This is a genomic window from Brevundimonas bullata (assembly GCF_003350205.1).
GTDB classification, from domain to species: Bacteria; Pseudomonadota; Alphaproteobacteria; order Caulobacterales; family Caulobacteraceae; genus Brevundimonas; species Brevundimonas bullata.
Window position 1 is genome coordinate 1 of record NZ_QLLC01000038.1, and the last position, 24,195, is coordinate 24,195.

Here is a 24,195-nt window from a genome sequence, read left to right on the forward strand (position 1 = left end):
CCCTTCATGGGGAGGGTGGCTGAGCCCGCAGGGCGAAGTCGGGTGGGGGCGCTTTAGCAATCTAGCCGCCGCGCCTGCATCGCCTCGCCCTCCCCACCCGGTCGCTTCACGACCACCCTCCCCATGAAGGGGAGGGAGAAGTCGTATCCTAGGCCGCGAACCGCCCGCCCTTGGCCGCATAGGCCTGCGTCCCGCGGGTGAACACCTTGTCGCTCGGCAGGATGGTGTCGATCGGCAGGTCCTCGGCCCCTTTCAGTCGCTCGTACAGGGGTCCGAAGTCCTGCAGCGTCACCGCCTTCAGTTCCTCGATGCTGTCGATGACGAAGTAGACCTGCTGGAAGTCGTCGATCCGGTAGAGGGTCTTCATCACCCGTTCCAGGTCAAAGCCCAGGCGATTGGGCGAGGCGTCTTCCAGGCTGAACACGCTCTCGGTCGCCGACGAGACGATGCCGGCCCCATAGATGCGCAGGCCGTCGGCCTCCTTCATCAGGCCGAACTCGACCGTGTACCAATACAGCCGCGCCAGCTTGTCCAGCATCCCCAGCGACGCCGCCCTCTGCCCGCCCTTGCCATAGGCCTCCATATAGGCGGCGAAGTCGGGGTCGGTCAGCATCGGCACATGGCCGAAGACGTCGTGGAAGATGTCGGGTTCCTGCAGGTAGTCCAACTGATCCGGCTTGCGGATAAACTGTCCCGAGACAAAGCGGCGATGGGCCAGGTGGTCGAAGAAGACATCCTCGGGCACCAGTCCCGGCACGCAGACCACGGTCCAGCCGGTCAGGGCCTGGAGTTTGGGGTTCATCACCTCGAAGTCGGGGATGCCGCCTGTGTTCAGATCCAGAGCCTCCAGCCCGCGCATATAGGCGTCGCAGGCGCGGCCCGGCAGGATCTTCATCTGCCGGGCATAGAGGGTGTTCCAGGTCTCGTGTTCGACGTCGGTATAGGCGTCCCAGTTCTGAGGGATGGTCCAGTCGGCGGCGGCGCCTTCGGGCGGGGCTTCAAAGACGTGTTCGAAATCGGACATGGGAACGCTCCTCTCGGCTCTGACGGCCGTTACAGGCAGATTAGCGCGCCCTCGGGCCGTCGTCACGCACGTCTATTGCAAGGTTTGCGACCGTGGCGCGTGGCGTCCCCGTGCATCAATCGTGAACCACTCCCGCTCGGCCTCGATCGTCAAGGGTTCGATCTCCGGCGTGGCCACCAGCGCCTCCTCTGCGGCATAGGCGATCACCCCGCCTTCGGCGTCGGCGATGAGGATGCGATAGAAGGGCTGATCGCTGGCGACCACGCCCGTCTCTGCGGCCGGGCCTGCGTAGGATGCGTCCACATCCATGACCAGGCCGTGGAAGGCGTGATCGCGATGGCGGACGATCTGTCCGAGGCCGAACCGGGCTGTGTGAACCTGGGTCATGGTGCAATCAATACGTCCAGCAGGCTGAAGCGGATGCATCCGGGCCGTTCATCTCCGCGACAGAATGTCTTGGCTTCGCCGCATACCCCGGTTTAACTTGATCAGGACGGGCGCCGCTTCGGACCGCCCACATGAAAGCTCGGCCCATGCCGGAGACCCCTGGCGCGCCTGTACGGCGCGACGCGCGGTCCCTGCCCACGAAGTCCCGCGATTCAGGGGCTTCCGGTCGCGATGCGCCCCTCTATGGCGCGCTCGACCTGGGGACCAATAACTGCCGCCTGCTGATCGCGCGCCCGTCGCGCGACGGGTTCCGGGTGGTCGACAGCTTCAGCCGCATCGTCCGGCTGGGCGAAGGCCTGTCGCACACCGGCCGGCTCGACGACCGCGCCATGGATCGCGCCTATGACGCCCTGGCCCTGTGCGCCGAACGCGTGGCCCGCAAGGGTCTGGACGCCAGCCGCCTGACCGCCGTCGCCACCCAGGCCTGCCGCGCCGCCGACAACGGCCAGGCCTTCATCGAACGGGTCCGTCGCGGCACCGGCCTGAAGCTCAAGATCATCGACCCGGCCGAGGAGGCCAGCCTGTCGGTCGCCGGTTGCCTCAACCTGTTCGACCCCAGGGCCGATGCGGTTCTGGTCATCGACGTGGGCGGCGGCTCGACCGAGCTGTCATGGATGACCCGCGCCGCGCGCGGCTTCGAGAACAAGGGCTGGATGTCGGCGCCCCTGGGCGTCGTCACCCTGGCCGAACGTCACCCGGAACCGGCCGGCGACACCGAAGCCTGGTTCGAGGCCATGGTCGCCGACGTGGGCGAACACCTGGCCGCCGGCGGGCCCAGCGACGCCTCGGTGCGCCCCCTGTTCGAGAGCGGACGGGTGCATATGGTCGGCACCTCGGGGGCCATCACCAGCCTGGCGGGCATTCATCTGGGTCTGCGCCGCTATCAGCGTGATCTGGTCGACGGCCTGTGGATGACGCGCGGCGACTGCGAAGCGGCGGCGCTGCGGCTCAAGCGGCTGGGTCCGGCGGGCCGGGCGGCGGAAAGCTGCATCGGGCCGGATCGCGCCGATCTGGTTCTTGCGGGGGCTGCGATTCTGGAGGCCGTCCAGCGCGCCTGGCCCTGCGAACGCGTGCGCGTCGCCGACCGCGGTCTGCGCGAAGGCCTGCTGCTGCAAAAAATGCGCGATGACCGCCAGAAGCCCCGTCGACGCCGTCGCCGGGGCCGTTCAAACGGCCAGGCGGGCAATCAGGCGGCGGGCGCTCCGGCGACCTGAACCGGCAGGTCGATGTCGCAGACCGAGAAGTCCGCCCCCTTGGCCTGACGCGCCGCCTCGGCCAGGGTCCTGAACTGGGCTGAGGCCGTGTCCAGCACCTGCACCGAGGGCCGTTCAGCCTGCGGCAGGTCCGACGCCACACGCACACGCGTCATCTGATCGGGGCCGGTGACGATGCCGTCCGGGTTGGGGCTGGCCTTCAGCGACCGCACCACGTCAAGGCCCGACACCACCCGCCCCCAGATGGTGTAGCGCTTGTCCAGCGACGGATAGGCCTGGCGCATCAGGAAAAACTGGCTGTTGGCGCTATCGGGTGCCTCGTCGCGCGCCATGCCGGCGACGCCGGGGCAATAGAGGCCCCAGGCGTGGACCTTCTTGTCCGCCGTGGTGGCCATATAGGCGTCCGGCTGGGTCTGGACCGGCAGGGAATGCAGGAAGCCCAGCACGGCCCCGGCGGGCGCGGCCACCGCCGTGAAGGGCGTCTGGCTGTCGCGGCGGAAGGTGAACTCGGCCTTCAGGTCAGGATAGGGGCTCTGTCCCTCGCCCGTGCCGAGGGGATCTCCGGTCTGGGCCATGAACTGATCGATCACCCGGTGCCAGACCTGACCGTCATAGAAGCCGCGCCCCGCCAGAAGCCGGATGCGCTCGACATGGCCCGGCGCCAGTTCGGGAGCCAGCTCGACCAGAATGCGGCCCTTGCTGGTGTCGATCACCAGCAGGTTCTCAGGCGCAACCGTGCGCCACGCGCTTTCGACCATGGCGGGAGCCGCCGGTGTCGGCGCCGCCTCCTGCGCCCAGGCCGAGCCGGCCAGAATCAGGACGGACGCCGCCGCCAAACCCGTTGAAACGCGCATCCTTGTCCCCTCCCAAGGTCGATAATCAGCCGCCCGTGACCTCGACCACAGGCTGCACGTCGCAGATGCCGAACTGTGCGCCGCGCGCGGTGCGGGCGGCCTCGACAGCGGCGTTGAAGGCGGGCGAGCCCGGCGTCGCCGCCCGCACGGTCGGGCGCTGGCCTTCCGGCAAGGCCGAGGCCAGTTGCACCTTGGTCATGACATCGGGGTCAGCGACCTTGCCGTCCTCGGCGTCGTCGCCGGCCTTCAGCGCCTTGACCACGTCCAATCCCTGCACCACCCGGCCAAAGGTCGTGTAGCCGCCGTTCAGATTGTCGTTCTGGCCCGTCATCAGGAAGAACTGGCTGTTGGCGCTGTCGGGCGAACCCGCGCGGGCCATGCCCGCCACGCCGGGGCAGAACAGGCCGCTGGCCCCCACCTTGAAGTCGGCGGTGACGAACATCTGGGCGTCCGGCTGGGTGGTGATGGGCAGGCTGCCCATGATCCCGCGCACGCCTGGGCCGCTGTTCTCGACCGCGACAAAGCCGCTGTCGCGCCCGCGACGGAAGCTGAACTCGCCCTTCAGATCCGGCAGTTCGCTGCCGCCCTCGCCCGTGCCCTTGGGATCGCCGGTCTGGGCCATGAAGTTCGGAATGACGCGGTGGAATTTCAGCCCGTCATAAAAGCCCTGTTGGGTCAGGGTGCGTATCCGTTCGATGTGGGACGGCGCGGCGCGCGGCTCCAGCTCGACCAGGACCCGGCCCTTGGCGGTGTCGATCACCCAAAGGTTTTCCGGCGAAACCGTGCGCCATTCCGCCGTTTGAGCGACTGCGCCGCCCGCGATCATCGAGACCGCTGCGGCGGCCAGAAGCGTCTTGAAGTTCATGTCTATCCTGAAATCTAGCGCAGCACCTTGGCGCGCACCTGGGCGGCGACCGCCGGGCTGACGAAGCTCTCGATCGCACCGTCCAGACGGGCGATCTCCTTCACCAGCCGCGAGGCGATGGCCTGATGGCGCGGATCGGCCATCAGGAACACGGTCTCTATGTCGCTGTTGAGGCGCTGGTTCATCGCCGTCATCTGGAACTCGTATTCAAAGTCCGCGACCGCACGCAGGCCGCGCACGATGACGTTGGCGTCCACTTCCTCGGCGAAATGCATCAGCAGGCTGCTGAACGGCCGTACTTCGATATCGGCGTCGAAGCGCGCCACCTCGGCCTTCAGCATCTCGACCCGCTCGGCGGTCGAGAACAGCGGGCCCTTGTCGTCGTTCTGGGCCACGCCGATCACCAGCCGGTCGACCAGTTTGATCGCCCGCCCGATGATATCCATGTGGCCGTTCGTGACCGGGTCGAAAGTCCCCGGATACAGTCCGATGCGCATGGTCTTGGCCTCCCCGCGTTTCGACCCGTTTAGCAGGTGCGAAATCAACGGCCTAGATCGCCTGACACGGGTTTGATCGCCAGGCGTCGATCAGACGCGAAATCAGGGGCTCCGCCGGGCCGAACGGATGGCCGTCGATAGCGGCCACGGCGCAGGCGGGCGTGGCGCTGTTGCAGATAAAGGCGGCGTCGAAGGCCGCCAGATCGGACAGGCGCACTGGGCGGGTTTCGCTGTCTAGACCGAGGTCCGCCATCCCGCGTTGCAGCAAGGCCTGCCCCGTCCCCGCCAGCATCGGCGCCTCGGGCCAGATCACCGTCTCGCCCTGGACGAAGCCGATGTTCCAGATGGACCCTTCGGAAATCCGCCCCTCGGCGTCGACGAACAGGGCGTCGTCGAACCCGGCCAGAACCGCCTGACGCCGCGCGCGGGTCAGGCCGAAGGTGGCGGCGTGCTTCAGATGCGCGACTTCTCGGGCATAGGCTTGGCTCTGAAGCCTCAGCAGCGTGGTCAGCGGCGACGCAGGCGGCGACAGCGTGGTCAGAACGCGCGGCTCGACCACCGCCTCCGGCGCCCGCAGGCTGACGGCGTCCGAGAACAGGTTGACCCGCAGGCTGAACCGGCCGGAGCGCCCGTCCAGCGCCTGTCGCATCCGCTCGCGCAAGGTCGCTTCGGGCAAGGCGACGCCGAACAGTTCCACGGCCTCGGCGTCCAGGCGTGCCAGATGCATATCCAACCCCCGCACCCCGCCGTCCTCCACCTGCATCGAGGTGAAGGCGCCATAGTTGGACAGAGCGAAATGGCCGAGGTCGGCGGCGCTGGCGGGCTGACCGTCGATCTGCATCAGAACGTCAGCCATGCCCGCCGTCATGCCAGCAGCGGGGCGATCAGCCCTCGCCGCCCTCTTCCATCGGGGTTTCGTCCGCGCTGTCGGCGTCATCGTCGCCGCCCGAATCAGGCAGACGCTCGACGGAGACAACCTTCTCGTCCTTGCCTGTGCGGAAGATGGTCACGCCCTGGCTGGAGCGGCTGACGATGCGGACCTGGCCGACCGGGGTGCGGATCATCTGGCCGCCGTCGGTGACCAGCATCAGGTCGTCGCTCTCCTCAACCGGGAAGGCTGCGGCCAGACGCGTGCCCGCGCGACCGCCCAGACCGTGAGCCGTCAGCCCCTGACCGCCACGCCCCGTGCGGCGATACTCATAGGCCGAGGAGCGTTTGCCGAAGCCGGTTTCCGTGACCGTCAGAATGAACTGCTCGGCCGCGCCCAGTTCGGCGATGCGTTCGACCGACAGGGCGGCGTCGGCCACATCCTCGTCGTCCGCCTCAACCACAGCGACCTCTTCGTCCGCATCCGCGCCGGCCAGCGCCTTGCGCATGGCGTTGGCGTGCTTGACGTAGGCGGCGCGTTCTTCCGGCGAAGCGTCCACGCGGCCCAGGACGGCCATCGAGATGACCTCGTCGTCGCCTTGCAGGCGGATGCCGCGCACGCCGGTCGAATCCCGGCCCTTGAACACGCGCACGTCGTCGGCCTTGAACCGGATGGCCCGGCCCAGCCGCGTCGTCAGCAGGATGTCGTCGTCGGCGTTGCAGATGGAGACGCCGACCATGTGGTCGCCGTCTTCCAGCTTCATCGCGATCTTGCCCGCGCGGTTCACCGTGGCGAAATCGCTGAGCTTGTTACGCCGCACGTCGCCGGACCTGGTGGCGAACATGATGTCGTAGTTGTCCCACTCCGACTCGTTTTCCGGCAGCGGCAGCACGTTCATGATGCTGTCGCCCGGCTCGATGGGCAGCAGGTTGACGAAGGCCTTGCCGCGCGACTGCGGGTTGCCCAGCGGCAGACGCCAGGTCTTCAGCTTGTAGGCCTTGCCGTTGGTGGCGAAGAACAGGACCGGGGTGTGGGTCGAGGCCGAGAAAACGCCGGTGATGGCGTCCTCGTCCTTCATCGTCATGCCTGACTTGCCTTTGCCGCCGCGATGCTGGGTCCGATAGGCGTTCAGCGCCACACGCTTGACGTAACCGCCCAGGGTGACGGTGACGACCATGTCCTCACGCGGGATCAGGTCCTCGTCTTCCATCTCGGCGTCGCCCTCACCGATCAGGGTGCGGCGCGGCACGGCGAACTGCGCCTTCACCACCAGCAGGTCGTCGCGGATGATGGCCAGGACGTGGGCGCGATCCGACAGGATGGTCAGGTGGCCCTGGATGGTGTCGGCCAGGCCGCGCGCCTCGCCGAAGATGTCGTCACGGCCCAGGCCGGTCAGACGCGACAGGGTCAGGGCCAGGATGGCGCGGGCCTGTTCGTCGGTAAGGTTCAGCTTGTCGCCGTCGATCAGCACCGAGCGCGGATCGGCGATCAGTTCGACCAGAGCGATCATGTCGCCGACGGGCCAGGCCTTGGCTTGCAGCCGCTCACGCGCCTCAGCCGGATCGGCCGAAGAGCGGATGATGTGGATGACCTCGTCGATGTTGGCGACAGCCACGGCCAGACCGACCAGGACGTGACCGCGGTCACGCGCCTTGGCCAGTTCGAACTTGACCCGGCGGATGACCACTTCCTCGCGGAACTCGAGGAAGAGCTCCAGCATCTTGCGCAGGCCCATCTGCTCGGGACGGCCGTGGTTCAGCGCCAGCATGTTGACGCCGAACGAGCTTTGCAGCGCCGTGTAGCGATAGAGCTGGTTCAGGATGACGTCGCCCGAAGCGTCGCGCTTCAGCTCGATGACGATGCGCATGCCCTGACGGTCGGACTCGTCGCGGACGTCGGAAATGCCTTCCAGACGCTTCTCGCGCACCATTTCGGCGATGCGTTCGATCAGGGTCTGCTTGTTCACCTGGAACGGCAGTTCGGTGATGACGATGGCGTCGCGATCCTTGCGGATCTCCTCGACCGTGGCGCGCCCGCGTACGATGACCGAGCCGCGTCCGTCACGCAGCGCATTGCGCGGCGCGGTGCGGCCCATGATCTCGCCGCCCGTGGGGAAGTCGGGACCGGGCACGATGTCCAGCAGGGCTTCGTCGCCCATGTCGGGGTTGTCCAGCAGCGCCACGGCCGCATCGACGATCTCACCCAGGTTGTGCGGCGGAATATTGGTCGCCATGCCGACGGCGATACCGCCCGCGCCGTTGACCAGCAGGTTCGGAATCCGCGCCGGCAGGACGACGGGCTCCAGTTCCTTCTCGTCGTAGTTCGGCTGGAAATCGACCGTGTCTTTTTCGATATCGGTCAGCAGGGCCACCGCCGCCGGGGCCATCCGGGCCTCGGTGTAACGCATGGAGGCCGGCATATCGCCGTCGACCGAACCGAAGTTGCCTTGGCCGTCGACCAGCATCAGTCCCATCGAGAAGGGCTGCGCCATCCGCACCAGGGCCATGTAGACCGAGGCGTCGCCGTGCGGGTGGAAGCGACCCAGCACGTCACCGACAACGCGCGCGCACTTCGAATACGACCGCTCGGGCGTCATGTTCAGGTCGTGCATCGAATAGAGGATGCGACGGTGAACAGGCTTCAGACCGTCGCGCGCGTCCGGCAGGGCGCGGCTGACGATGACGCTCATGGCGTAGTCGAGGTAGGAGCGTTTCAGCTCGTCCTCGATCGTGATGATGGAGATGTCGCCGGGCGCCGAAGGTGCGGCGTTGTCGTAGCTGTCGTCGGTCAAGGAAATCAGGCTTTAAATGGCCGGAATCGGAACGTGATCCGCTGTTCCGGTTTCTAGCATCCGGGGGCCGTCGTGGCAAAGAAACGCCGCTGATATCCCCATGCCCAAAAGGACAGGAAAACCATGCGTCTGACCCTCGCCACCCTCAGCGCCGTCGCAGCGACGGCGCTGATCGCCGCCAGCGCCTCCGCCCAGAGCCACGATCATGCCGCCATGGGCCACGCCGCTCATGCTGAAGCCGCAGGCCAGGCCGGCGCCATGGACCATTCGGCCATGACGCCGCGCGCCACGCCGGGCCAGACGGGTCAGGCCGCGATCATCAACGGCCAGGGCGCCGAAATCGGCAAGGCGACCCTGATGCAGGGCGCCACGGGCCTGCTGATCAAGGTCGAAGCCACGGGCCTGACGCCCGGCTGGCACGGCATCCACATCCACGCCACGGGCCAGTGCGCCGCGCCCTTCACCTCGGCCGGCGCCCATATCAACCACACCGATCCCAAGACCCCGCACGGCCTGCTGAACGCGCAAGGCCCCGACGACGGCGACCTGCCCAACCTCTACGCCGCCGCCGACGGCTCGGCCAAGGCTGAGTTCTTCACCACCCAGGCTCGCATCAGCCAGGACGGCCCCGGCCAGTGGCTGTGGGACGCGGACGGCTCGGCCCTGGTGATCCACGCCAACCCGGACGACCACAACAGCCAGCCCATCGGCGGCGCGGGCGACCGCGTGGCCTGCGCCGTCCTCAGCGCCCAGTAAGCTAGACGATCAAACCTTGGCGGGGGCGCCGGCGCGCAGGCCGCGCTCCCCCAAGGCGACCGTGACCACGCCGATCAGAGCAATCGCCACCCCGGTCAGGATCTGCGGCGTCAACACGTCGCCCATCCACAACCAGCCGATCAGGATGGAAACGATGGGCGAGCCCAGCAGATAGGGCGTCACCCGCCCCGCCTCGCGCCGCTGCACCAGCCAGAAGACCAAGCTGGTCGCGAACACCGACGAAATCAGACCCGCCCAGACCAGCGTGCCCCAGACCAGAGGCGGCGCCACCTGAGCGGCCTCCCACTGTCCCGTCTCGAACAAGGCCGATCCGAGCGTCAGCGCCGGGAAGGCCATCAGGGCCAGCAGCCCCTGCATCTTCAGCGGCGGGATCGAGGTGGTGCGCCGCGCGATCACCGTTGTCAGCGCCCAGGCCGAGGCGCCCGCCGCCCCCACCGCAATCGCCTTCCAGTCCTGCAAGGCGTGCGGGTCCAGCGTCATCCAGGCTACACCGACGAAGGCGATGACCAGGCCGACCACGGCCATCCGGCTGATCCGCTCACCCAGCAGCAGGAAGGCGAACAGCGAGGTCAGCGGAATCCACAGCTGGGTCGAGACCGTCACCGGGCTGACGTCATGGGCCAGCCAGAAGGCCAGATAGATCAGGCCATAGTGGATAGGCCCGCCCACCACGGCGATGATCAGCAGGCTCTTCCAGTTCGGAAACGGCGGCCGCACGAACCAGACCAGACAGGCGGCGGCGATGGCGAAGCGCAGCGCCCCGACCATCAGCGGCGGCATGACCTCGGTGGCGATCTTGGCGGCGGCGTTGTTGATGCCCCAGATCAGCATCACCGCGATGATGGCGCCGATCTCGAGCAGACTGAGCGGGGAATGACGTTGGCTGGACACACGCGACCTGATGCCACAGGCGACTGGGAAAGGCCCGTCACGTTCGATGACGGCTCTTTTCCAACGCGCCTGCCCTAGTCTTCGCCCGACAGGGTGCTATCCCCCGCCCCTTCGCGAACCCGAGGCAGATCGATGACCCGCACCCTGGCTGCCCTGATGATGACCGTCACTGCTCTTGGCGCCGCCTTCAGCGCCGCGCCCGCGCTGGCGCAAGGCGCCAAGGGTCCCAGCAACGTGGTCTCGCCCCAGCCCCTGCCCATCGATGACAGCCGGCCGCGCGTCTTTCTGGGCGGCAGCATCGACATGGGCGGCGCACCGGACTGGCAGGCGGCCATGACCTCAGCCCTGGCCGACATGGATGTGGTAATCCTGAACCCGCGCCGTCCCGACTGGAACCCGAACTGGCGTCCCGAGGCCGACGAGCCCGAGTTCCGCCGTCAGGTTGAGTGGGAACTGGCGGCGCTGGAATCCGCCGACGTCATCGTCATGTATTTTGCCCCCGGTACGCAAAGCCCCATCAGCTTGCTGGAAATGGGCCTGCACGCGCGCGGCGGAAAGCTGATCGTGCTCGCGCCCGAGGGCTTCTGGAGGAAGGGTAACGTCGACATCACGGCGCAAGCCTATGGCGTCAAACAGGTGCAGTCATTGCCCGAACTGACCGCCGCCGTCCGCGAAGCCCTCGGCGCCGCCGCGTCCAAGGGCCGCTTCGCCCGCTAGAAAAGCGGCCTAGAAGATCGGCTTGGCCACCATCAGGGCGTAGATGCCGATCACGCCCGCAAAGGCCGGCCATCCCAGGATGAACCAGGCCCGGAACAGACGGTGGTAGAGAGGCGGCAGGGGCGCGCCCGCCGCCACCGCCCCCTCGGCCAGCTTGACCATGCGCCACTGGAACCAGACCACCGGCAGCCAGCAGGCGCCGATCAGGACATAGAGGGCATAGGCCGCCATCAGCCACGGCTCGGTCAGGCTGTAGCCCTGTAGGTGGATCAGGGCCAGACCGCTGATCGGCTGGACCACCACGGCGCTGGCGGTGAAGACGAAATCGGCCAGCACCACGATCCGCCCAACCGAGGCGACGGTGCGCGGGTCTTTCGTCGCGTGCGCCCTCAACATGAAGAAGGCGATGCCCGCCCCTGTGCCGAACAGGACCGCGCCCGACAAAATGTGGATCACCTTGAGGATCAGGTAGGTCATCAGCGCCGCGCGTCCGTCGCCGCCACGAACAGGCACAGCGCCATCATCGGCAGGACCTTGAGCCACGGCCCCAGCGGGTCGATCCAGTAGTGCGGCAGGCTCAGCGTTCCGGCGATCAGATAACCGATGGTCGACAGGCCCATGAAGATGGCCACGCGCGCCGTCCATGGTCGCACGAACAGAGCCAGCCCCAGCACCACGTCCAGCAGCGCGCCCCACCAGGCGATCGGCCCGGCCCAGCGGCCGAAGCCGCCTTCGTGCAGAATGGCCAGGGCCCCGTTCCAGCCAGGACCGAAGCTGATCAGCCCGGTGATGAGCCAGAACAGGCCCAGGGTCAGGATGGAGACGGGCCGCACGAACCATAGCCGGGCGTGCCAGACATCCTGAACCGAGGCCGGCGTCTCGGCCAGAAAGCGCGAGAAGCCGCGCGCCTGAACGCCCAGGCGCTCGGCCCAGCCGCTATCCTGACCGGACACGTCATGATCCATCTGACGCATGGCCGTGGTGCGGATCGGCGAGGACCAGCCCAGACGGCCCAGCAGGTCGCCGACTGCCAGAGCCGGCGCCGCCAAGGCCCGCGGGACCCGGACCACCGGCGCGGGCGACAGGCCCAGCCAGCCGCGATAGAGGCGCACCGTCTCGGCCATGGTCACGGCCTCGTGACCGGGCATGTCGAAGGTCTCGCGGCTCGGCGCGCCTGGCTTCAGCGCCGCGACCACAGCAGCGCCGAGATCGCTCAGGGCGACAGGCCGGAACACCTGCTCGCCGCCGACGACCGGACTGAAAAGAGGAAAGGCCGCCAGCGCCCGGATCAGGCCCGTGCCGCCAAAGGCTGCGCGATCCACCACCAGCGACGGCCGCAGGATCAGCCAATCGAGAGCGCTGGCTTCGACCAGACGCTCGGTCTCGGCCTTAGTGCGGGCATAGGCCGTGCCCGCCGCCTCGTCAGCTCCCACAGCGGAAATGTGGATCAGGCGCCGGACCCCGGCGCGCTCGCAGGCGGCGATCAGGGCGCGCGGTCCCTCGACATGGGCCAGGCGGGTGCTGTCCCCTGCCCCGTCCTGCAAGACGCCGACGCAGTTGATCACGGCATCCACATCGTCCAACAGCGGCGCCCAAGCCTCGGCCGTGGTCAGCTTGGCGAAATCGGCGGCGACCCAATCAAAGGTCGGCGCCCGCCGCGCCGCCTCGGCTGGACGCCGGGCGCCCGCACGGACCCGCCAGCCTTCGCGCGACAACGAGGCGGCCAGATGCGAGCCGATGAAACCATTGGCCCCGAGAACCAGAACCCGTCGTCCGTCGCTCATCGGCCTATCCCAGAATTCGGTCTTTGAGATCCGCCCCCGAAGACGGCAGGGCGCACCAGGCCTGGCCCGGAAACCGCCGCCGGTATCGCGCGACCAGGCCATAGGCGGCGTCGCGGATCGGTCGGGGGATCAGACGCGCCACAACGGCGGCGCGATAGGGGAAGGGCAGCGACGCCGCCAGATGCAGCACCCCGTCCGAGCGGCTGATCGCGCGCCCGTCCTCGATCACCAGCATGGTGGAGGGATCGTCGGGCGACAGGCCATAGTGGACCAGCAAGGCCCGGCCCAGGTCCGACTGCGTCGGCGCCAGACGAAAACGCGGACCATGCTTCAGCAGGGTCCGCGCGGAATGGGAACAGAGGGCGCAGTCGCCATCGAACAGGACCACCGGCCGGTCGTCCGGAAAGGACGGCACGGCCGGGTCATCGCGATAGCTGTAAGCCCCCCGGCCCACTTCGGTTTTCCGATCGCCTTAGAACGGGATGTCGTCGTTCAGGTCGTAGCTTTCCTTGGGACCCGAGGGCTTGTTGGCGCCGCCGGTCGAGAAGCCCGAGGAGTAGTCGTCGTCGTTACGGCCGCCGCCGCCACCGCCGTAGCCGCCGCCCTGACCGCCGCCCTGGCTGTCGTTACGGCCGCCCAGCATGGTCAGCTGACCGTTGAAGCGTTGCAGCACGATCTCGGTCGAGTACTTCTCGATCCCTTGCGCGTCCGTGTATTTCCGGGTCTGCAGCGAGCCCTCGATGTAAACGGTCGAGCCCTTCTTCAGGTAGTTCTCGGCCACCTTCACGATGTTCTCGTTGAAGATGACGATCTGGTGCCACTCGGTTTTTTCCTTACGCTCGCCGGTGGCCTTGTCGCGCCATTGTTCCGAGGTCGCGATGCGCAGGTTGGCGACGCGGTCGCCGCTGTTCAGCGTGCGGATTTCCGGGTCCTTGCCCAGGTTGCCGATGAGGATGACCTTGTTGACGCTGCCGGCCATGACCGATGTCCTTTTATGTTCTTGCCGTCGAGCCCTAGCGGATGTCGACAGAATGTTCCAGTTTTGTTCACACCCGAACGGGCGGGAATTCTAGTTGGGGGCGACGGCGACGGGGCGACCGTCGATCTCGCGCTGGATCGCGCCCGGAATGGCCAGACGCCCGTCCCCCGTGCGCGTCAGAGCGAAGAAGCGCTGACCCGTCAGGGTCTTGCCGAACTTGACGCCGCCCCGGTCGATGAAGATGAACTGCCCCTGATAGGCGCCGACCATGTCGCGATTGGTGCCCCCCAGACGCAGGAAGCGCAAACGCATTTCCTCAAGTCGCGCGGCGCAGAACTCGATCTGCGGCTGATCGCGGGCGACGACGTTGATCTGGGGCGCGGACTTGCCGTCCTCGGCCAGGACCACGTGATAGCAGACGCCCGGCTCGGTCGGGGCCTCCACGCCCTTTTGAGCGCAGGCGGCGACGATCAGGCCAAGCGTGGCGAGCGCAGCGGCGGAAACGATCTTGCGATTCATCAGCTCAGCTCCGGGAACTGACAGTTGCGGTCCTGCTGGGCCAGGGTGCGGAAGCGGTTGTTGTCGTTCGACTGTTCCACGCGACGCGGCACCAGACGCAGGGTGGTGTCGCCCCAGCGACCATACTGAGCCTCGCCCGGACGGACGCAGGTTCCAGCGTACAGCGCCTGGACACAGGCCCCCAGGCTCATGCCGTTGCCGATCGAGCGCCATTCCGAGCCGGTATGACGCAGACAGGCCGTGGCGGACGCGGCCGGCGCCGGACGGTTCGACTCGGCCGGCGTGGCGCCCTCGTCAGCCGGCGCCACCGTGACAGTCGGCTCTGCGGGAAGCTCGGGCGGCGGCGCAAAAGCGGCGGTCGGTGCGGCGGCCAGGGCGCCGGTGGCGTCCAGACCGACGTCCAGGGCGCTGGTGGCGACGCCGTTGCGCTGGGCGCAGTCGGCCAGGGTAGCCAGGCCGACGAACTGGCCGTCGACGAAGCAACGCAGTTCACGGGCGGGCTCCAGCGACGGGGCCTCGGCCAGGTCGATGGTCAGTCCGCCCTGCGACGCGGGCGGGGCCTCGGTCGGCCGGTCCCGTCCGCCGCTGAACACCAGAGCCGCCGCCACGGCCGCGACGACGGCCAGGCCGCCCCCGATGATCAGGACTGTACGATTGTCTTTAGGAAGGGCCATGCGGGACTCGACGCCAATGATGGCCCCAATAACCCCGCCGACGCCGCGCACGTCAACCTAAAGCGGGGTTCGCCGCCTTTAGCCTGTGAGTCTTGCCAGCGCGGCCTGATAGTTGGCCAACTGCGTCTTGAGATAGGGCGGCACGGCGCCCGTGACCTTCGGCTTGCTGTTGTCGGGGTCCAAGGCCTTGTAGGCGTCGCGCAGGGCCTTGACCGCCAGCTGTATCGTGCTTGCCGCCGCCTTTGCCGCCTCGGCGTCCTTGAGGCTTAACGTCTTGGGCAGATCCAGGCCATAGGTCTTCAGATCGCCGCTGCTGGGACCAATATAGCCCGGCGTGAGACCCAGACCCGCCAAGGCGTCTCGCCCGGCCTCGCCCGCCCGTAGAACAGCACCCTCGCGCCCGTCGGCAAAGGTGATGGACAGGCGCTGCACGCCGCCCGCCGTGATCTTGGTGTCGCTGTCCAGACCCGTGACATGGTCCTTGTCCGTCTTGATCGTGACCTTGAGCGTGCGGCCCGATGCGGTTTCGATCTTGCGCGCCAGGGTCTGCAAGGTCTCCTTGGCGTCGATCGTCACGGCGACCGAACGGCCGGTCGTGCCCGACGTCACATAGAATCGGTCGCCCGTCCGCAGGGAGGTGGCGTCCACCAGATTCTTGGAATCCGTCTGCGGGATTTCGCCCTGGGGCAGTCCCAGCTTGTCCAGCACGCTGGCCCCGCCCGAGGCCACGGCGATGGTCATGGGCGCAGCCTGACGATCGGCCCCCGTCCAGGTCTGGCTCCACTCGACGGCGCCCGTCATGGGATCAAGACGCGCCAGATAACCCGAGGTCGGATCTTCCGGCTTGGCGCCGATCGTTCGGTCGGAAATCCCCGTCAACCAGACCTTGCCGTCGACGATCTTCACATCGGCGGCGGAATCGTCGCCCGCCCCGCCATAATAGGTCAGCCGGTCGTTGCCCGATGCGCTCAGGTCGTCGGAGATCACCGCCACGAAGGCGTCCGTGCCGCCGGAATGGGCGGTATTGACCTGACCGATGTCCAGGGCGCCGTTGCGCGTAGATCCGGCCAGGATCACCTGACCGTTCTTGACAGACAGACCCGCGATCTCGCCGCTGGCATAGCCCAGGTCACGGGTGGACATCAGCGTCGGCGATCCCGTGGCGTCAATCTGGAAGCGGCGCACCACCATGCGACCGTTCTCCACCCCGGCCGTATAGAGTTTGTCGCCGTCCGTGGTCATGGCCTGGACGCTGTCGTCGCCTGCCGTGCCGAACTGGTTGACGCCCGAGGCCGTGGCGGTGATCGGCGCCAGGCTGTGGATCTGATTTTCGCTGAAGGCCTGGACATAGCCGTCCCAGCCCCCGGAGGCGAGCGCGCCCGGCATGGAGGACTGCGAGCGCCCGGCGACGTAGACGCGGCCGTCAGCGCCGAACGACACCGCCGTCGCCTCGTCCGCCGCCTTGGCGCCGCGACGCTGGGTCCACTGCTCCACGCCCTTGGCGTCGAAGACGGTGACAAAGCTGTCGGCGACATTGGCGTCGGCGCCCGAAGCGCCCGGGATCAGAGCCCCGACCACCGAGCCTGCGACAGCCACACGCCCGTCGGCATCCACCGAAATCGCATAGCCGCTGGCCGTCGAGGCGGCGCCCATGGCGCGGCTGAGGACGACCTTGCCCGTGGAATCCAGCTTCATCAGGACGACATCGCCCTGCCCCTTGATCGGCTGGGTCGAGGTTCCGGCACTGACATCGGCCACGATCCACATCGACCCGTCCGGCCCCGTGGCGCTGGCGCGCACCGTCTCGACGCCTTCAGGCAGGCCCGATTGGCCGACCTGGCCATCGACCCAGAAGGCCTGGCCCGATGTATTGGTCGTGCCTTCCTGGAATTTCAGGACTTCGTGGCCGCCCTTCTTGCCGGCGCCCTGCACGACATAGACGGCGTCCGACGAGGCGACCGGGGTGAAGCTGACCTTCTCGAACGAGACGCCCTGAACGGCCAACGCCCATTGGTCCGGTCCAGCCGGCAGGGTGATGGTCTTGTCGCCGGTCTTGATGACGCGGGGTTCGGACGGCAGCTTCTCACGTCCCATGCGCGTCTGGACGCCAGCGGCCTCCAGCTTGCCATTGATGTGGTCCACCACGGACTGCATCGTGCGCGGCGTAGAGCCCATGTCGGCCAGATCAATGGAAATGGTCTGGTCGCCGCCGGCCTTCTTGACGGTCAGGGTGAATTTCACGTCGCCCTGGAAGGCGGTGACCGCGCTGGCCAGATCGCCGGAATGGACCGCCCCGGTGACGTACTTGGCGGAATCGCGCGCTACAGCCGCGCCGGTCTGGGCCTTGGTTTCAGACTGACCCTGCACCACCCGCACGCCGTCGAACTTGGCGGCGCCCAGATAGGCCGATACCTCGGCCAGACCGGCGTCCATCCGTTTCGAAAGCTGTGATCGTTCCAGCGACGTCAGGTTCTTCTGCCCGGCCCGATCCGCGATGGCCTCCAGCATGGAGAGCCCCTGGTACATCGAAAAGATCTTGCGATAGTCGCCGGACGACGCGCCCTTCACATCCAGGGTCGCGTTGTCTTCATTGATGATCGGTCGGCCGCTCAGCGCGGCGCGCAGCAGGTCGGACTGGCTCTGCGGCTTGACCGATGTGGACCAGGGCGCGGTCGGTTGCTTCTTAACGGCAGCCGTGGTCCCGCCCAAACCTCCTGAGAAGGTCGAGGTCCCGCCGTACAGGCCCAGAAGATAGCTGTTGTTGATCACAGTCCGACGCTCCTGCGTTCAGTCTGCCGCCAAGCCGGTAACGAAGTGTTTAAGATTGCCTCCGGAACAGCGACGGTTGAGCCACGTTTTCCGGCGACCATAGGCAAGAGGGTGTCGCGCCCATGTCGTACACACGCTGGTTGTTGTTGAAGCTGGCCAGTCTTTACGGACTGATGCCTCGCCCCGCCAAACGCAAGCCGCCGCCCATTTCACTGGGCCAGGGCGCGCCTCGCTATTTCAGCTAGATCAGCCCTTGAACAGCGACAGGATGATCTGCGGCGCCTGGTTGGCGATCGACAGGGCTTGAGCGCCTAGTTGCTGCTGGACCTGAAGCGCCTGCAGACGCGCGCTTTCCTTGGCCATGTCGGCATCCACCAGGTTGCCGATGCCGACTTCCAGCGAGTCCATCAGCTTGCCGACGAAGATGTTGTGCTTCTCGATCTGCTTGGATTGAGCGCCCAATTCGGCCAGGTTGGCGTTGGCGGTGTCCAGGGCGGCCTTGACTTGGGTCAGAGCGCTGGCGGCGTTATCTGCGCTCAGAAGGTCGAAGGCGGTCGCAGGGGCCGTGAAATCAGTCGTATCCAGGCTCAGGCCCGCCAACGACATGTCCTGACGGTTCAGCGAGATCGTCTCGGTCGCCCCGACATTGGCCAGGAAGTTCAACGGCGTCGTGCTGGCGCCGTCCAGAATGTTTTCGCCGTCGAAGGTGGCGTTCTTGGCAAAGGAGCCGAGCGACTTCAGCAGCGACTGAAACTCGTCATTGTAGGCCTTGCGCGACGTCGGGGTCGACGATGGGTCAGCCGCCGCCGTGGCCTTCTCGCGCAGCTCGATCAACAGGTCGGAGATCTGTGCGCCGGCGGCCAGCGACACGTCCGCCAGCGACGTGGCGCGGTTCATGCTGGTCTTGACGGCCTCAAGCGCGCCCGTGTCGGCGCGCTGGTTCTGGGCGATAGCCCAGGTTGCGGCGTTGTCCTTGGCGCCCTGCACCTTCAGGCCGGTGTTCACCCGGCTCTGGGTCAAGGCCAGCTTGTTGTTCGTCGAATTGAGATTCTGGAGCGCTATAAGCGCTGACGCATTGGTGAGAACGCTGTTGGACATGGCTTCTAGCCTCAGTTTCAATTCTGATGGCCATTAATGCGCATGATTCCTGAGCGTATGGTTAACGAGGCAGAAACCATGATAGCGCCGCCCGGCAAGCCGGCAGCGCTGCTGTTCTAAAGGTTCGACCTCGATCAGACCTTGGTCTTGATCAACTCCCCCGCCCCGTAGGTGGGGCTCGCGCTCATCTTCACGACCTCTTCACGCGGCAACTGACGGATGACTTCGCCGGTCACGCGATCACGGGTCATGTAGACAAATCCGCCGGGGCCCTGCTCGATGGTCAGGCGGTAACGCGCGGCGTCGGGTTCAGCCTTGACGGCCTGCCGCGGGACCTCGACGCCCTGACCATAGACGTCAGGTTGGACGAGGGTCACACTAGGTAGTCTTGCGACATTGTCTGACATTTCTCTTTAACGCGGCCAAGCCGCGCCTCCTGAACTCCTGCGTGCGAACGGGGGCGAGCCCGAAGACCCGCCCCCGACCACGTCATGTTAGCGGAACAGGCCGAGCAGAACCGAGCTCGACTGGTTCGCGATCGACAGCGCCTGCACACCCAGCTGTTGCTTGGTTTGCAGAGCCGTCAGGCGCGCGCTTTCCTTGGCCAGATCGGCGTCCACCAGGTTGCCGACGCCGACTTCCAGAGCGTCCTGCATCTTGCTGGTGAAGGTCAGCGACCTTTCCAGAGACTTGGACTTGGTGCCGAGAGCGCCCAGTTCAGCCGTGAAGGCCTTCAGAGCCGTATCCACAGCCGCAGCCGTAGCGCCGGCGCGCAAGACCGCACCGCCCGCCGTGGCGACCGCCGTAGCGCCCCCCGCAGCAGCCTTCAGCGTGAAGAGATCCGTGGCGCCCGTGCCGGTCTTGACTTCGATGGCCGGCGTGGTGGCCGCGAACAGATTGACGCCGTCGAAGGTGGCGCCGCCCAGGGCCTTGGTGATTTCATTGCCGAGGGCGTTGAAGTCAGCCAGGTAGGCCGTTTCAGCCGCCGAACCGGCGACCGAGGATTCAATCGCCACCGCCAGGCTCTTCTGTTCTTCAAGAGCTTTGGTGATGGTTTCGCCGGCGGCCAGGGCCACGTCGACGATCGATTGACCGCGTTGCATTGACTGCTTGACGGCGTCCAGGGCGCCCATCTCGGCGCGCTGGTTGGTGGCGATGGCGAAGATGGCGCCATTGTCCTTGGCCGAAGAAACCTTCTGGCCGGTGTTCACACGGTTCTGCGTGATCGATAGATCACGGCTCGTGTTGTTCAGGTTTTGCAGAGCAACCAGGGCGCCTGCGTTCGTATTGATGCTGTTAGCCATTTTGGCATTTCCTTCTTTGTCTTTGACATTTCCGACGCCGTTTTGGCTGCCGGGAGCATTCTGCTCGGGGTGGTCACATCAGGGGCGGGCCCGGAGGCCCGCCCCTAATTCGTTAGCGGAACAGGCCGAGCAGAACCGAGCTCGACTGGTTCGCGATCGACAGCGCCTGAACGCCAAGCTGTTGCTTGGTTTGCAGAGCCGTCAGGCGCGCGCTTTCCTTGGCCAGGTCGGCGTCCACCAGGTTGCCGACGCCGACTTCAAGCGCGTCCTGCATCTTGCTGGTGAAGGTCAGAGAGCGTTCCAGCGACTTGGACTTGGTGCCGAGGGCGCCGAGTTCCGCCGTGAAAGCCTTCAGAGCCGTATCCACGATCGCAGCCGTGGCGCCGGCACGAACCGTCGCACTGCCAGAGGTGGCGACCGTCGTTGCCGCCCCCGTAGCCTTCAGGGTGAACAGATCGGTCGCGCCCGTACCAGTCTTGACCTGAATGTCCGCGGCCGCGACCGAGAACAGGTTGACGCCGTCGAAGTTGGCGCCCGCCAGGGCCTTGGTGATTTCGCTGCCGAGGGCATTGAAATCAGCCAGATAAGCCTTCTCAGCGTCGGAACCGGCGACCGAGGATTCAATCGCCACCGCCAGGCTCTTCTGTTCTTCAAGGGCCTTGGTGATGGTTTCGCCAGCGGCCAGGGCCACGTCGACGATCGATTGACCGCGTTGCATCGACTGCTTCACGGCGTCCAGGGCGCCCATCTCGGCGCGCTGGTTGGTGGCGATGGCGAAGATGGCGCCATTGTCCTTGGCCGAAGAAACCTTCTGGCCGGTGTTTACACGGTTCTGCGTGATCGACAGATCACGGCTCGTGTTGTTGAGGTTTTGCAGAGCAACCAGAGCGCCTGCGTTCGTATTGATGCTATTAGCCATTTTGGCTTTTCCTTTGTCTTTGACATTTCCGACGCCGTTTTGACGCCGAGAGCGTTCTGCTCGGGGGTAGTCTCCTCATCAAAAACGGGCCCGCAGGCCCGCTTTCAATCTTGTTTATCGGAACAGACCCAGCAGCACGGAGCTGGACTGGTTCGCGATGCCCAGCGCCTGAACGCCGAGTTGTTGTTTGGTTTGCAGCGCGGTCAGCTTGGCGCTTTCCTTGGCCAGATCCGCATCGACCAGGTTGCCGATCCCGACCTCGATCGAGTCCTGAATCTTGCCGGTGAAGGTCAGCGACCGCTCCAGCGACTTGGACTTGGTGCCCAGGGCGCCCAGCTCAGCCGTGAAGCCCTTCAGCGCCGTTTCGACAAGGGCCGCCGTCGCGCCGGCCCGTCCCACCGCGCCACCAGCCGTCGAGACCGCCGTCGCGGCGGCTCCGGCTGCCTTCAGCGTGAAAATGTCGGCCGTGGCGGTGCCGGTCTTGACCGCGATAGCGTCGGTCGTGGTCGCCGCGAACAGGTTGACGCCGTCGAAGGTGGCGCCGCCGAGAGCCTTGGTGATTTCGTTGCCCAGGGCGTTGAAGTCAGCCAGATAGGCCGTCTCGGCCGCCGAACCGACCACCGAGGATTCGATCGCGACCGCCAGGCTCTTCTGTTCTTCAAGAGCCTTGGTGATGGTCTCGCCGGCGGCCAGGGCCACGTCGACGATCGATTGACCGCGTTGCATCGACTGCTTCACGGCGTCCAGGGCGCCCATCTCGGCGCGCTGGTTGGTGGCGATGGCGAAGATCGCGCCATTGTCCTTGGCCGAAGAAACCTTCATGCCGGTATTCACGCGGTTCTGCGTAATGCTGAGGTCACGGCTCGTGTTGTTCAGGTTTTGCAGGGCGACAAGCGCGCCTGCGTTCGTGTTGATGCTGTTAGCCATACTGGTAGATCCTAAGTCTTTGACAAATCCGGCGTCGTTTTAACGGCCGGGAGCATTCTGCTCGGGGGAAGTCATATCGAGAGACGGCTCCGAAGAGCCGCCGCCAATTCTTACGAACGGAACAGGCCGAGCAGGATTGAGCTCGACTGGTTTGCGATGCCCAGCGCCTGAACGCCGAGTTGTTGCTTGGTTTGCAGGGCGGTCAGCTTGGCGCTTTCCTTGGCCAGGTCGGCGTCCACCAGGTTGCCGATGCCGACCTCGACCGCGTCCTGAATCTTGTTGGTGAAGATCAGCGAGCGCTCCAGCGACTTCGACTTGGTGCCCATGGCGCCCAGTTCGGCGGTGAAGGCCTTGATGGCGCCGTCCACGACGCCGGTCAGGGCGCCCATAGCCGTCTTCTCGCCTGCGGTCGGCGCGGCGTAGTCGGCGATGACGAAGGCGGTGGCGGTGGCGGGAGCGGTAGCGGTCGTCGCCGTTGCGCCGCCCTTCAGCACGAAGTTGTCGGTCAGGCCGGTGCCGGTCTTGACGCTGATCTCGACGCCTGCGGCGGTCGTGTCGGTCCACAGATTGACGCCGTCAAAGGTCGCGCCAGCCAGAGCCTTGGTGATTTCGGCGCCCAGGGCGTTGTAGTCGGTGACATAGGCCTTCAGGGCGTCGCCGGTGGCGTTGGAGATGGCGACCGCCAGGCTCTTCTGCTCTTCCAGAGCCTTGACCACGGTCTCGCCGGCGGCCAGGGCCACGTCGACGATCGACTGGCCGCGCTGCATGGAATTCTTGACGGCGTCCAAGGCGCCCATCTCGGCGCGCTGATTGGTGGCGATCGCGAAGATCGCGCCGTTGTCCTTGGCCGAGGAAACCTTCAGGCCTGTGTTCACGCGGTTTTGCGTGACGTTGAGGTCACGGCTGGTCGCATTGAGATTTTGCAGCGCAATGAGAGCGCCAGCATTCGTGTTGATGCTGTTAGCCATTTTGGCCATCCTTTTGTCTTCGACAGTGCCGACGCCATTTTGGCTGCCGGGAGCTTTCTGCTCGGAATGACTAGGAGCAAGGACAGGGCCAAAGGGACGCCGTCATGCCAGTTCTTCAACGCACTGATTTTTATGCGTTAGATTTGGTAAACCATGTTTCTGACTCGGCAGGTTTTGCCGGGCGACGCTTGTAATCGGCAGATTTTGCCGGGCCGCCCGGCAAGAAGCGCCACGTCAACCGCGCCGCCACCCTTTCCGCCCTGCCTTTTCCGCCTCTATCCAGCGATCCTGCATCGCCCGTTCGGCGTCCAAGGCGTCGACCGCTAGTCGCCGCGCATTGTCACAGGCCAGGATCTGGGCCCCACGCAGCAGATAGGCGGCCTCCAGATCGGCCAGACTGGGCACCTCGGGCAGGGTCGCGAGGGCGCAGGGTCTCGTCGCGGCCTCAGGAAGATCCAGACGCGGCGGCGCAACCGTCGAGATCGGGAGCGAGCCGGCACAGCTCGCGGTCATGAGCGCGCAGGCGATCAGCCCGCACAAGGTCCAGTGGGTCGTTCGCATCCTCGGCGCTCCTCGCCTGGGTGACGGCCGCAACGGTCGCCCGCTCCACGGCCAGGGTCCGTCGGTGATGGATTTCAACGCGCGCCGCCTGTTGCCCCTGCCCCGCCGCCTCGAGGCGGCGCGCCTCGGCGTCGCTTTCGGCATAGGTCGCACGGACATCAGCGACCGCCAGCCGCCTTTGCTGGAGATTGAACGGGTCCCAAGTCAGACCCAGCCCACGCCCGGCGACCGCCAACAGCAGGACCAACGCCCCCACCAGGACCAGCCAGCCCAGCGGCGTCAGCGCCCGTATCAGCGCCCTCATGGATAGGCCCTCCGATCCAGCTCGAAGTGCGGGCCGTCTCTCAGCCGCGTCCAATCCCCGCCCCAGGTCAGCGGGATGTTCAGATCACGCGCCGCCGCCTTGAAGGCCCCGGCGATCCGGCCATACAGCGGCCAGTCCCAGCGCACCTGGCCCTCGATCAAGGCCGCGACATCCACCGCGTGGCCGGTCAGGTGGCGCGAGTTCAGCGTCCGGCTGGCCCCCGCCTTCACCAGCGCGGCCTGACGGGCGAGGTCACGCAACCCCTCCGTCACCATGAAGTCCACCTCTGTCCGGCGGATCGCCGCCTCGACCACCGCGACCAGATCGGGATGGACGCCCGCCAACCGGGCGCGCGAGCGTTGCGACAGACGAAAACTCATCCCCTGCCTCCCGCCGCCAGACGCAGTCGCAGATTGGCCAGCATGGCGATCATCTGCTGGGCGG

At 66.5% G+C, this 24,195-nt stretch carries 26 protein-coding genes; 3 read left to right on the top strand and 23 right to left on the bottom strand.

Annotated features, from left to right (window positions below; genetic code table 11):
• Window positions 1–148: 148 nt before the first annotated feature.
• Window positions 149–1,024, bottom strand: coding sequence for a phenylalanine 4-monooxygenase (phhA, locus tag DXK21_RS14210; RefSeq protein ID WP_114818435.1), 876 nt, complete (start codon window positions 1,022–1,024; stop codon window positions 149–151).
• 72 nt (window positions 1,025–1,096) lie between these two features.
• The gene (gene hspQ, locus DXK21_RS14215; protein ID WP_114818436.1) at window positions 1,097–1,411 is read right to left on the bottom strand and encodes a heat shock protein HspQ; all 315 of its coding nucleotides are present in this window, start codon (window positions 1,409–1,411) and stop codon (window positions 1,097–1,099) included.
• Between the two features lie 146 nt (window positions 1,412–1,557).
• Here hspQ and DXK21_RS14220 point away from each other — a divergent pair, with 146 nt between their 5' ends.
• Window positions 1,558–2,685 (top strand): Ppx/GppA phosphatase family protein, encoded by a 1,128-nt coding sequence (locus DXK21_RS14220; RefSeq protein WP_114818437.1) that lies wholly within the window; start codon window positions 1,558–1,560, stop codon window positions 2,683–2,685.
• Here DXK21_RS14220 and DXK21_RS14225 read toward each other — a convergent pair.
• From DXK21_RS14225 to gyrA, 5 genes are read right to left on the bottom strand one after another with little or no spacing between them, the layout of a single operon-like run.
• Complete coding sequence (locus DXK21_RS14225; RefSeq protein WP_114818438.1) at window positions 2,658–3,539, bottom strand: peptidylprolyl isomerase; 882 nt, start codon at window positions 3,537–3,539, stop codon at window positions 2,658–2,660. The genes DXK21_RS14220 and DXK21_RS14225 overlap by 28 nt on opposite strands.
• A gap of 25 nt (window positions 3,540–3,564) precedes the next feature.
• The gene (locus tag DXK21_RS14230; RefSeq protein WP_114818439.1) at window positions 3,565–4,404 is read right to left on the bottom strand and encodes a peptidylprolyl isomerase; all 840 of its coding nucleotides are present in this window, start codon (window positions 4,402–4,404) and stop codon (window positions 3,565–3,567) included.
• A 14-nt stretch (window positions 4,405–4,418) separates the two neighbouring features.
• A complete protein-coding gene (gene coaD, locus DXK21_RS14235) occupies window positions 4,419–4,901 on the bottom strand; it encodes a pantetheine-phosphate adenylyltransferase (protein ID WP_114818455.1) in 483 nt (160 codons plus the stop codon).
• Between the two features lie 52 nt (window positions 4,902–4,953).
• Window positions 4,954–5,757 carry an aminotransferase class IV family protein gene (locus DXK21_RS14240; RefSeq protein WP_114818456.1) on the bottom strand — a complete coding sequence of 268 codons (804 nt, stop codon included), beginning with the start codon at window positions 5,755–5,757 and terminating at the stop codon, window positions 4,954–4,956.
• 28 nt (window positions 5,758–5,785) lie between these two features.
• A complete protein-coding gene (gyrA, locus tag DXK21_RS14245; protein ID WP_114818440.1) occupies window positions 5,786–8,560 on the bottom strand; it encodes a DNA gyrase subunit A in 2,775 nt (924 codons plus the stop codon).
• 213 nt (window positions 8,561–8,773) lie between these two features.
• On the opposite strand from gyrA, the gene DXK21_RS14250 reads away from it, so the two are divergent.
• Window positions 8,774–9,316 carry a superoxide dismutase family protein gene (locus tag DXK21_RS14250; RefSeq protein WP_376856745.1) on the top strand — a complete coding sequence of 181 codons (543 nt, stop codon included), beginning with the start codon at window positions 8,774–8,776 and terminating at the stop codon, window positions 9,314–9,316.
• A 9-nt stretch (window positions 9,317–9,325) separates the two neighbouring features.
• Here DXK21_RS14250 and DXK21_RS14255 read toward each other — a convergent pair whose 3' ends face one another.
• Window positions 9,326–10,228, bottom strand: a complete 903-nt coding sequence (locus DXK21_RS14255) for a DMT family transporter (RefSeq protein WP_114818442.1) — start codon at window positions 10,226–10,228, stop codon at window positions 9,326–9,328.
• A gap of 132 nt (window positions 10,229–10,360) precedes the next feature.
• Here DXK21_RS14255 and DXK21_RS14260 point away from each other — a divergent pair, with 132 nt between their 5' ends.
• A complete protein-coding gene (locus tag DXK21_RS14260; protein ID WP_245945227.1) occupies window positions 10,361–10,945 on the top strand; it encodes a nucleoside 2-deoxyribosyltransferase domain-containing protein in 585 nt (194 codons plus the stop codon).
• Between the two features lie 9 nt (window positions 10,946–10,954).
• On the opposite strand, the gene DXK21_RS14265 is transcribed toward DXK21_RS14260, so the two are convergent.
• From DXK21_RS14265 to DXK21_RS14340, 15 genes are all read right to left on the bottom strand, one after another.
• Window positions 10,955–11,422: a DUF2269 family protein gene (locus tag DXK21_RS14265; protein ID WP_114818458.1), complete on the bottom strand. Its 468-nt coding sequence runs from the start codon at window positions 11,420–11,422 to the stop codon at window positions 10,955–10,957.
• A complete protein-coding gene (locus DXK21_RS14270) occupies window positions 11,422–12,729 on the bottom strand; it encodes an SDR family oxidoreductase (RefSeq protein ID WP_114818443.1) in 1,308 nt (435 codons plus the stop codon). The genes DXK21_RS14265 and DXK21_RS14270 overlap by 1 nt, the downstream gene beginning before the upstream one ends.
• Window positions 12,730–12,733: 4 nt before the next feature.
• The gene (locus tag DXK21_RS14275) at window positions 12,734–13,144 is read right to left on the bottom strand and encodes a thiol-disulfide oxidoreductase DCC family protein (protein WP_245945228.1); all 411 of its coding nucleotides are present in this window, start codon (window positions 13,142–13,144) and stop codon (window positions 12,734–12,736) included.
• A gap of 57 nt (window positions 13,145–13,201) precedes the next feature.
• Entirely contained in the window at window positions 13,202–13,708 is a 507-nt protein-coding gene (ssb, locus tag DXK21_RS14280; RefSeq protein WP_114818445.1) for a single-stranded DNA-binding protein, read from the bottom strand.
• Window positions 13,709–13,798: 90 nt separating this feature from the next.
• The gene (locus DXK21_RS14285) at window positions 13,799–14,227 is read right to left on the bottom strand and encodes a hypothetical protein (protein ID WP_114818446.1); all 429 of its coding nucleotides are present in this window, start codon (window positions 14,225–14,227) and stop codon (window positions 13,799–13,801) included.
• Entirely contained in the window at window positions 14,227–14,901 is a 675-nt protein-coding gene (locus DXK21_RS14290) for a hypothetical protein (protein WP_114818459.1), read from the bottom strand. Before DXK21_RS14290 ends, DXK21_RS14285 begins: the two co-directional genes overlap by 1 nt.
• 78 nt (window positions 14,902–14,979) lie before the next feature.
• On the bottom strand, window positions 14,980–17,670 hold the full coding sequence (locus DXK21_RS14295; protein ID WP_114818447.1) for a transcriptional regulator: 2,691 nt from the start codon (window positions 17,668–17,670) through the stop codon (window positions 14,980–14,982).
• 246 nt (window positions 17,671–17,916) lie between these two features.
• A complete protein-coding gene (locus DXK21_RS14300) occupies window positions 17,917–18,768 on the bottom strand; it encodes a flagellin (RefSeq protein WP_114818448.1) in 852 nt (283 codons plus the stop codon).
• Window positions 18,769–18,902: 134 nt separating this feature from the next.
• Window positions 18,903–19,145: a FlaG family protein gene (locus DXK21_RS16690; protein WP_114818449.1), complete on the bottom strand. Its 243-nt coding sequence runs from the start codon at window positions 19,143–19,145 to the stop codon at window positions 18,903–18,905.
• Between the two features lie 117 nt (window positions 19,146–19,262).
• A complete protein-coding gene (locus DXK21_RS14310) occupies window positions 19,263–20,072 on the bottom strand; it encodes a flagellin (RefSeq protein ID WP_114818450.1) in 810 nt (269 codons plus the stop codon).
• Window positions 20,073–20,184: 112 nt separating this feature from the next.
• Window positions 20,185–20,991, bottom strand: coding sequence for a flagellin (locus tag DXK21_RS14315; protein ID WP_114818451.1), 807 nt, complete (start codon window positions 20,989–20,991; stop codon window positions 20,185–20,187).
• 114 nt (window positions 20,992–21,105) lie between these two features.
• Entirely contained in the window at window positions 21,106–21,918 is an 813-nt protein-coding gene (locus DXK21_RS14320; RefSeq protein WP_114818452.1) for a flagellin, read from the bottom strand.
• A gap of 110 nt (window positions 21,919–22,028) precedes the next feature.
• A complete protein-coding gene (locus tag DXK21_RS14325; RefSeq protein ID WP_114818460.1) occupies window positions 22,029–22,886 on the bottom strand; it encodes a flagellin in 858 nt (285 codons plus the stop codon).
• Window positions 22,887–23,331: 445 nt separating this feature from the next.
• Window positions 23,332–23,751, bottom strand: a complete 420-nt coding sequence (locus DXK21_RS14335; RefSeq protein WP_114818453.1) for a hypothetical protein — start codon at window positions 23,749–23,751, stop codon at window positions 23,332–23,334.
• Window positions 23,748–24,131, bottom strand: coding sequence for a M15 family metallopeptidase (locus DXK21_RS14340; protein ID WP_114818454.1), 384 nt, complete (start codon window positions 24,129–24,131; stop codon window positions 23,748–23,750). Before DXK21_RS14340 ends, DXK21_RS14335 begins: the two co-directional genes overlap by 4 nt.
• Between the last annotated feature and the right edge of the window lie 64 nt (window positions 24,132–24,195).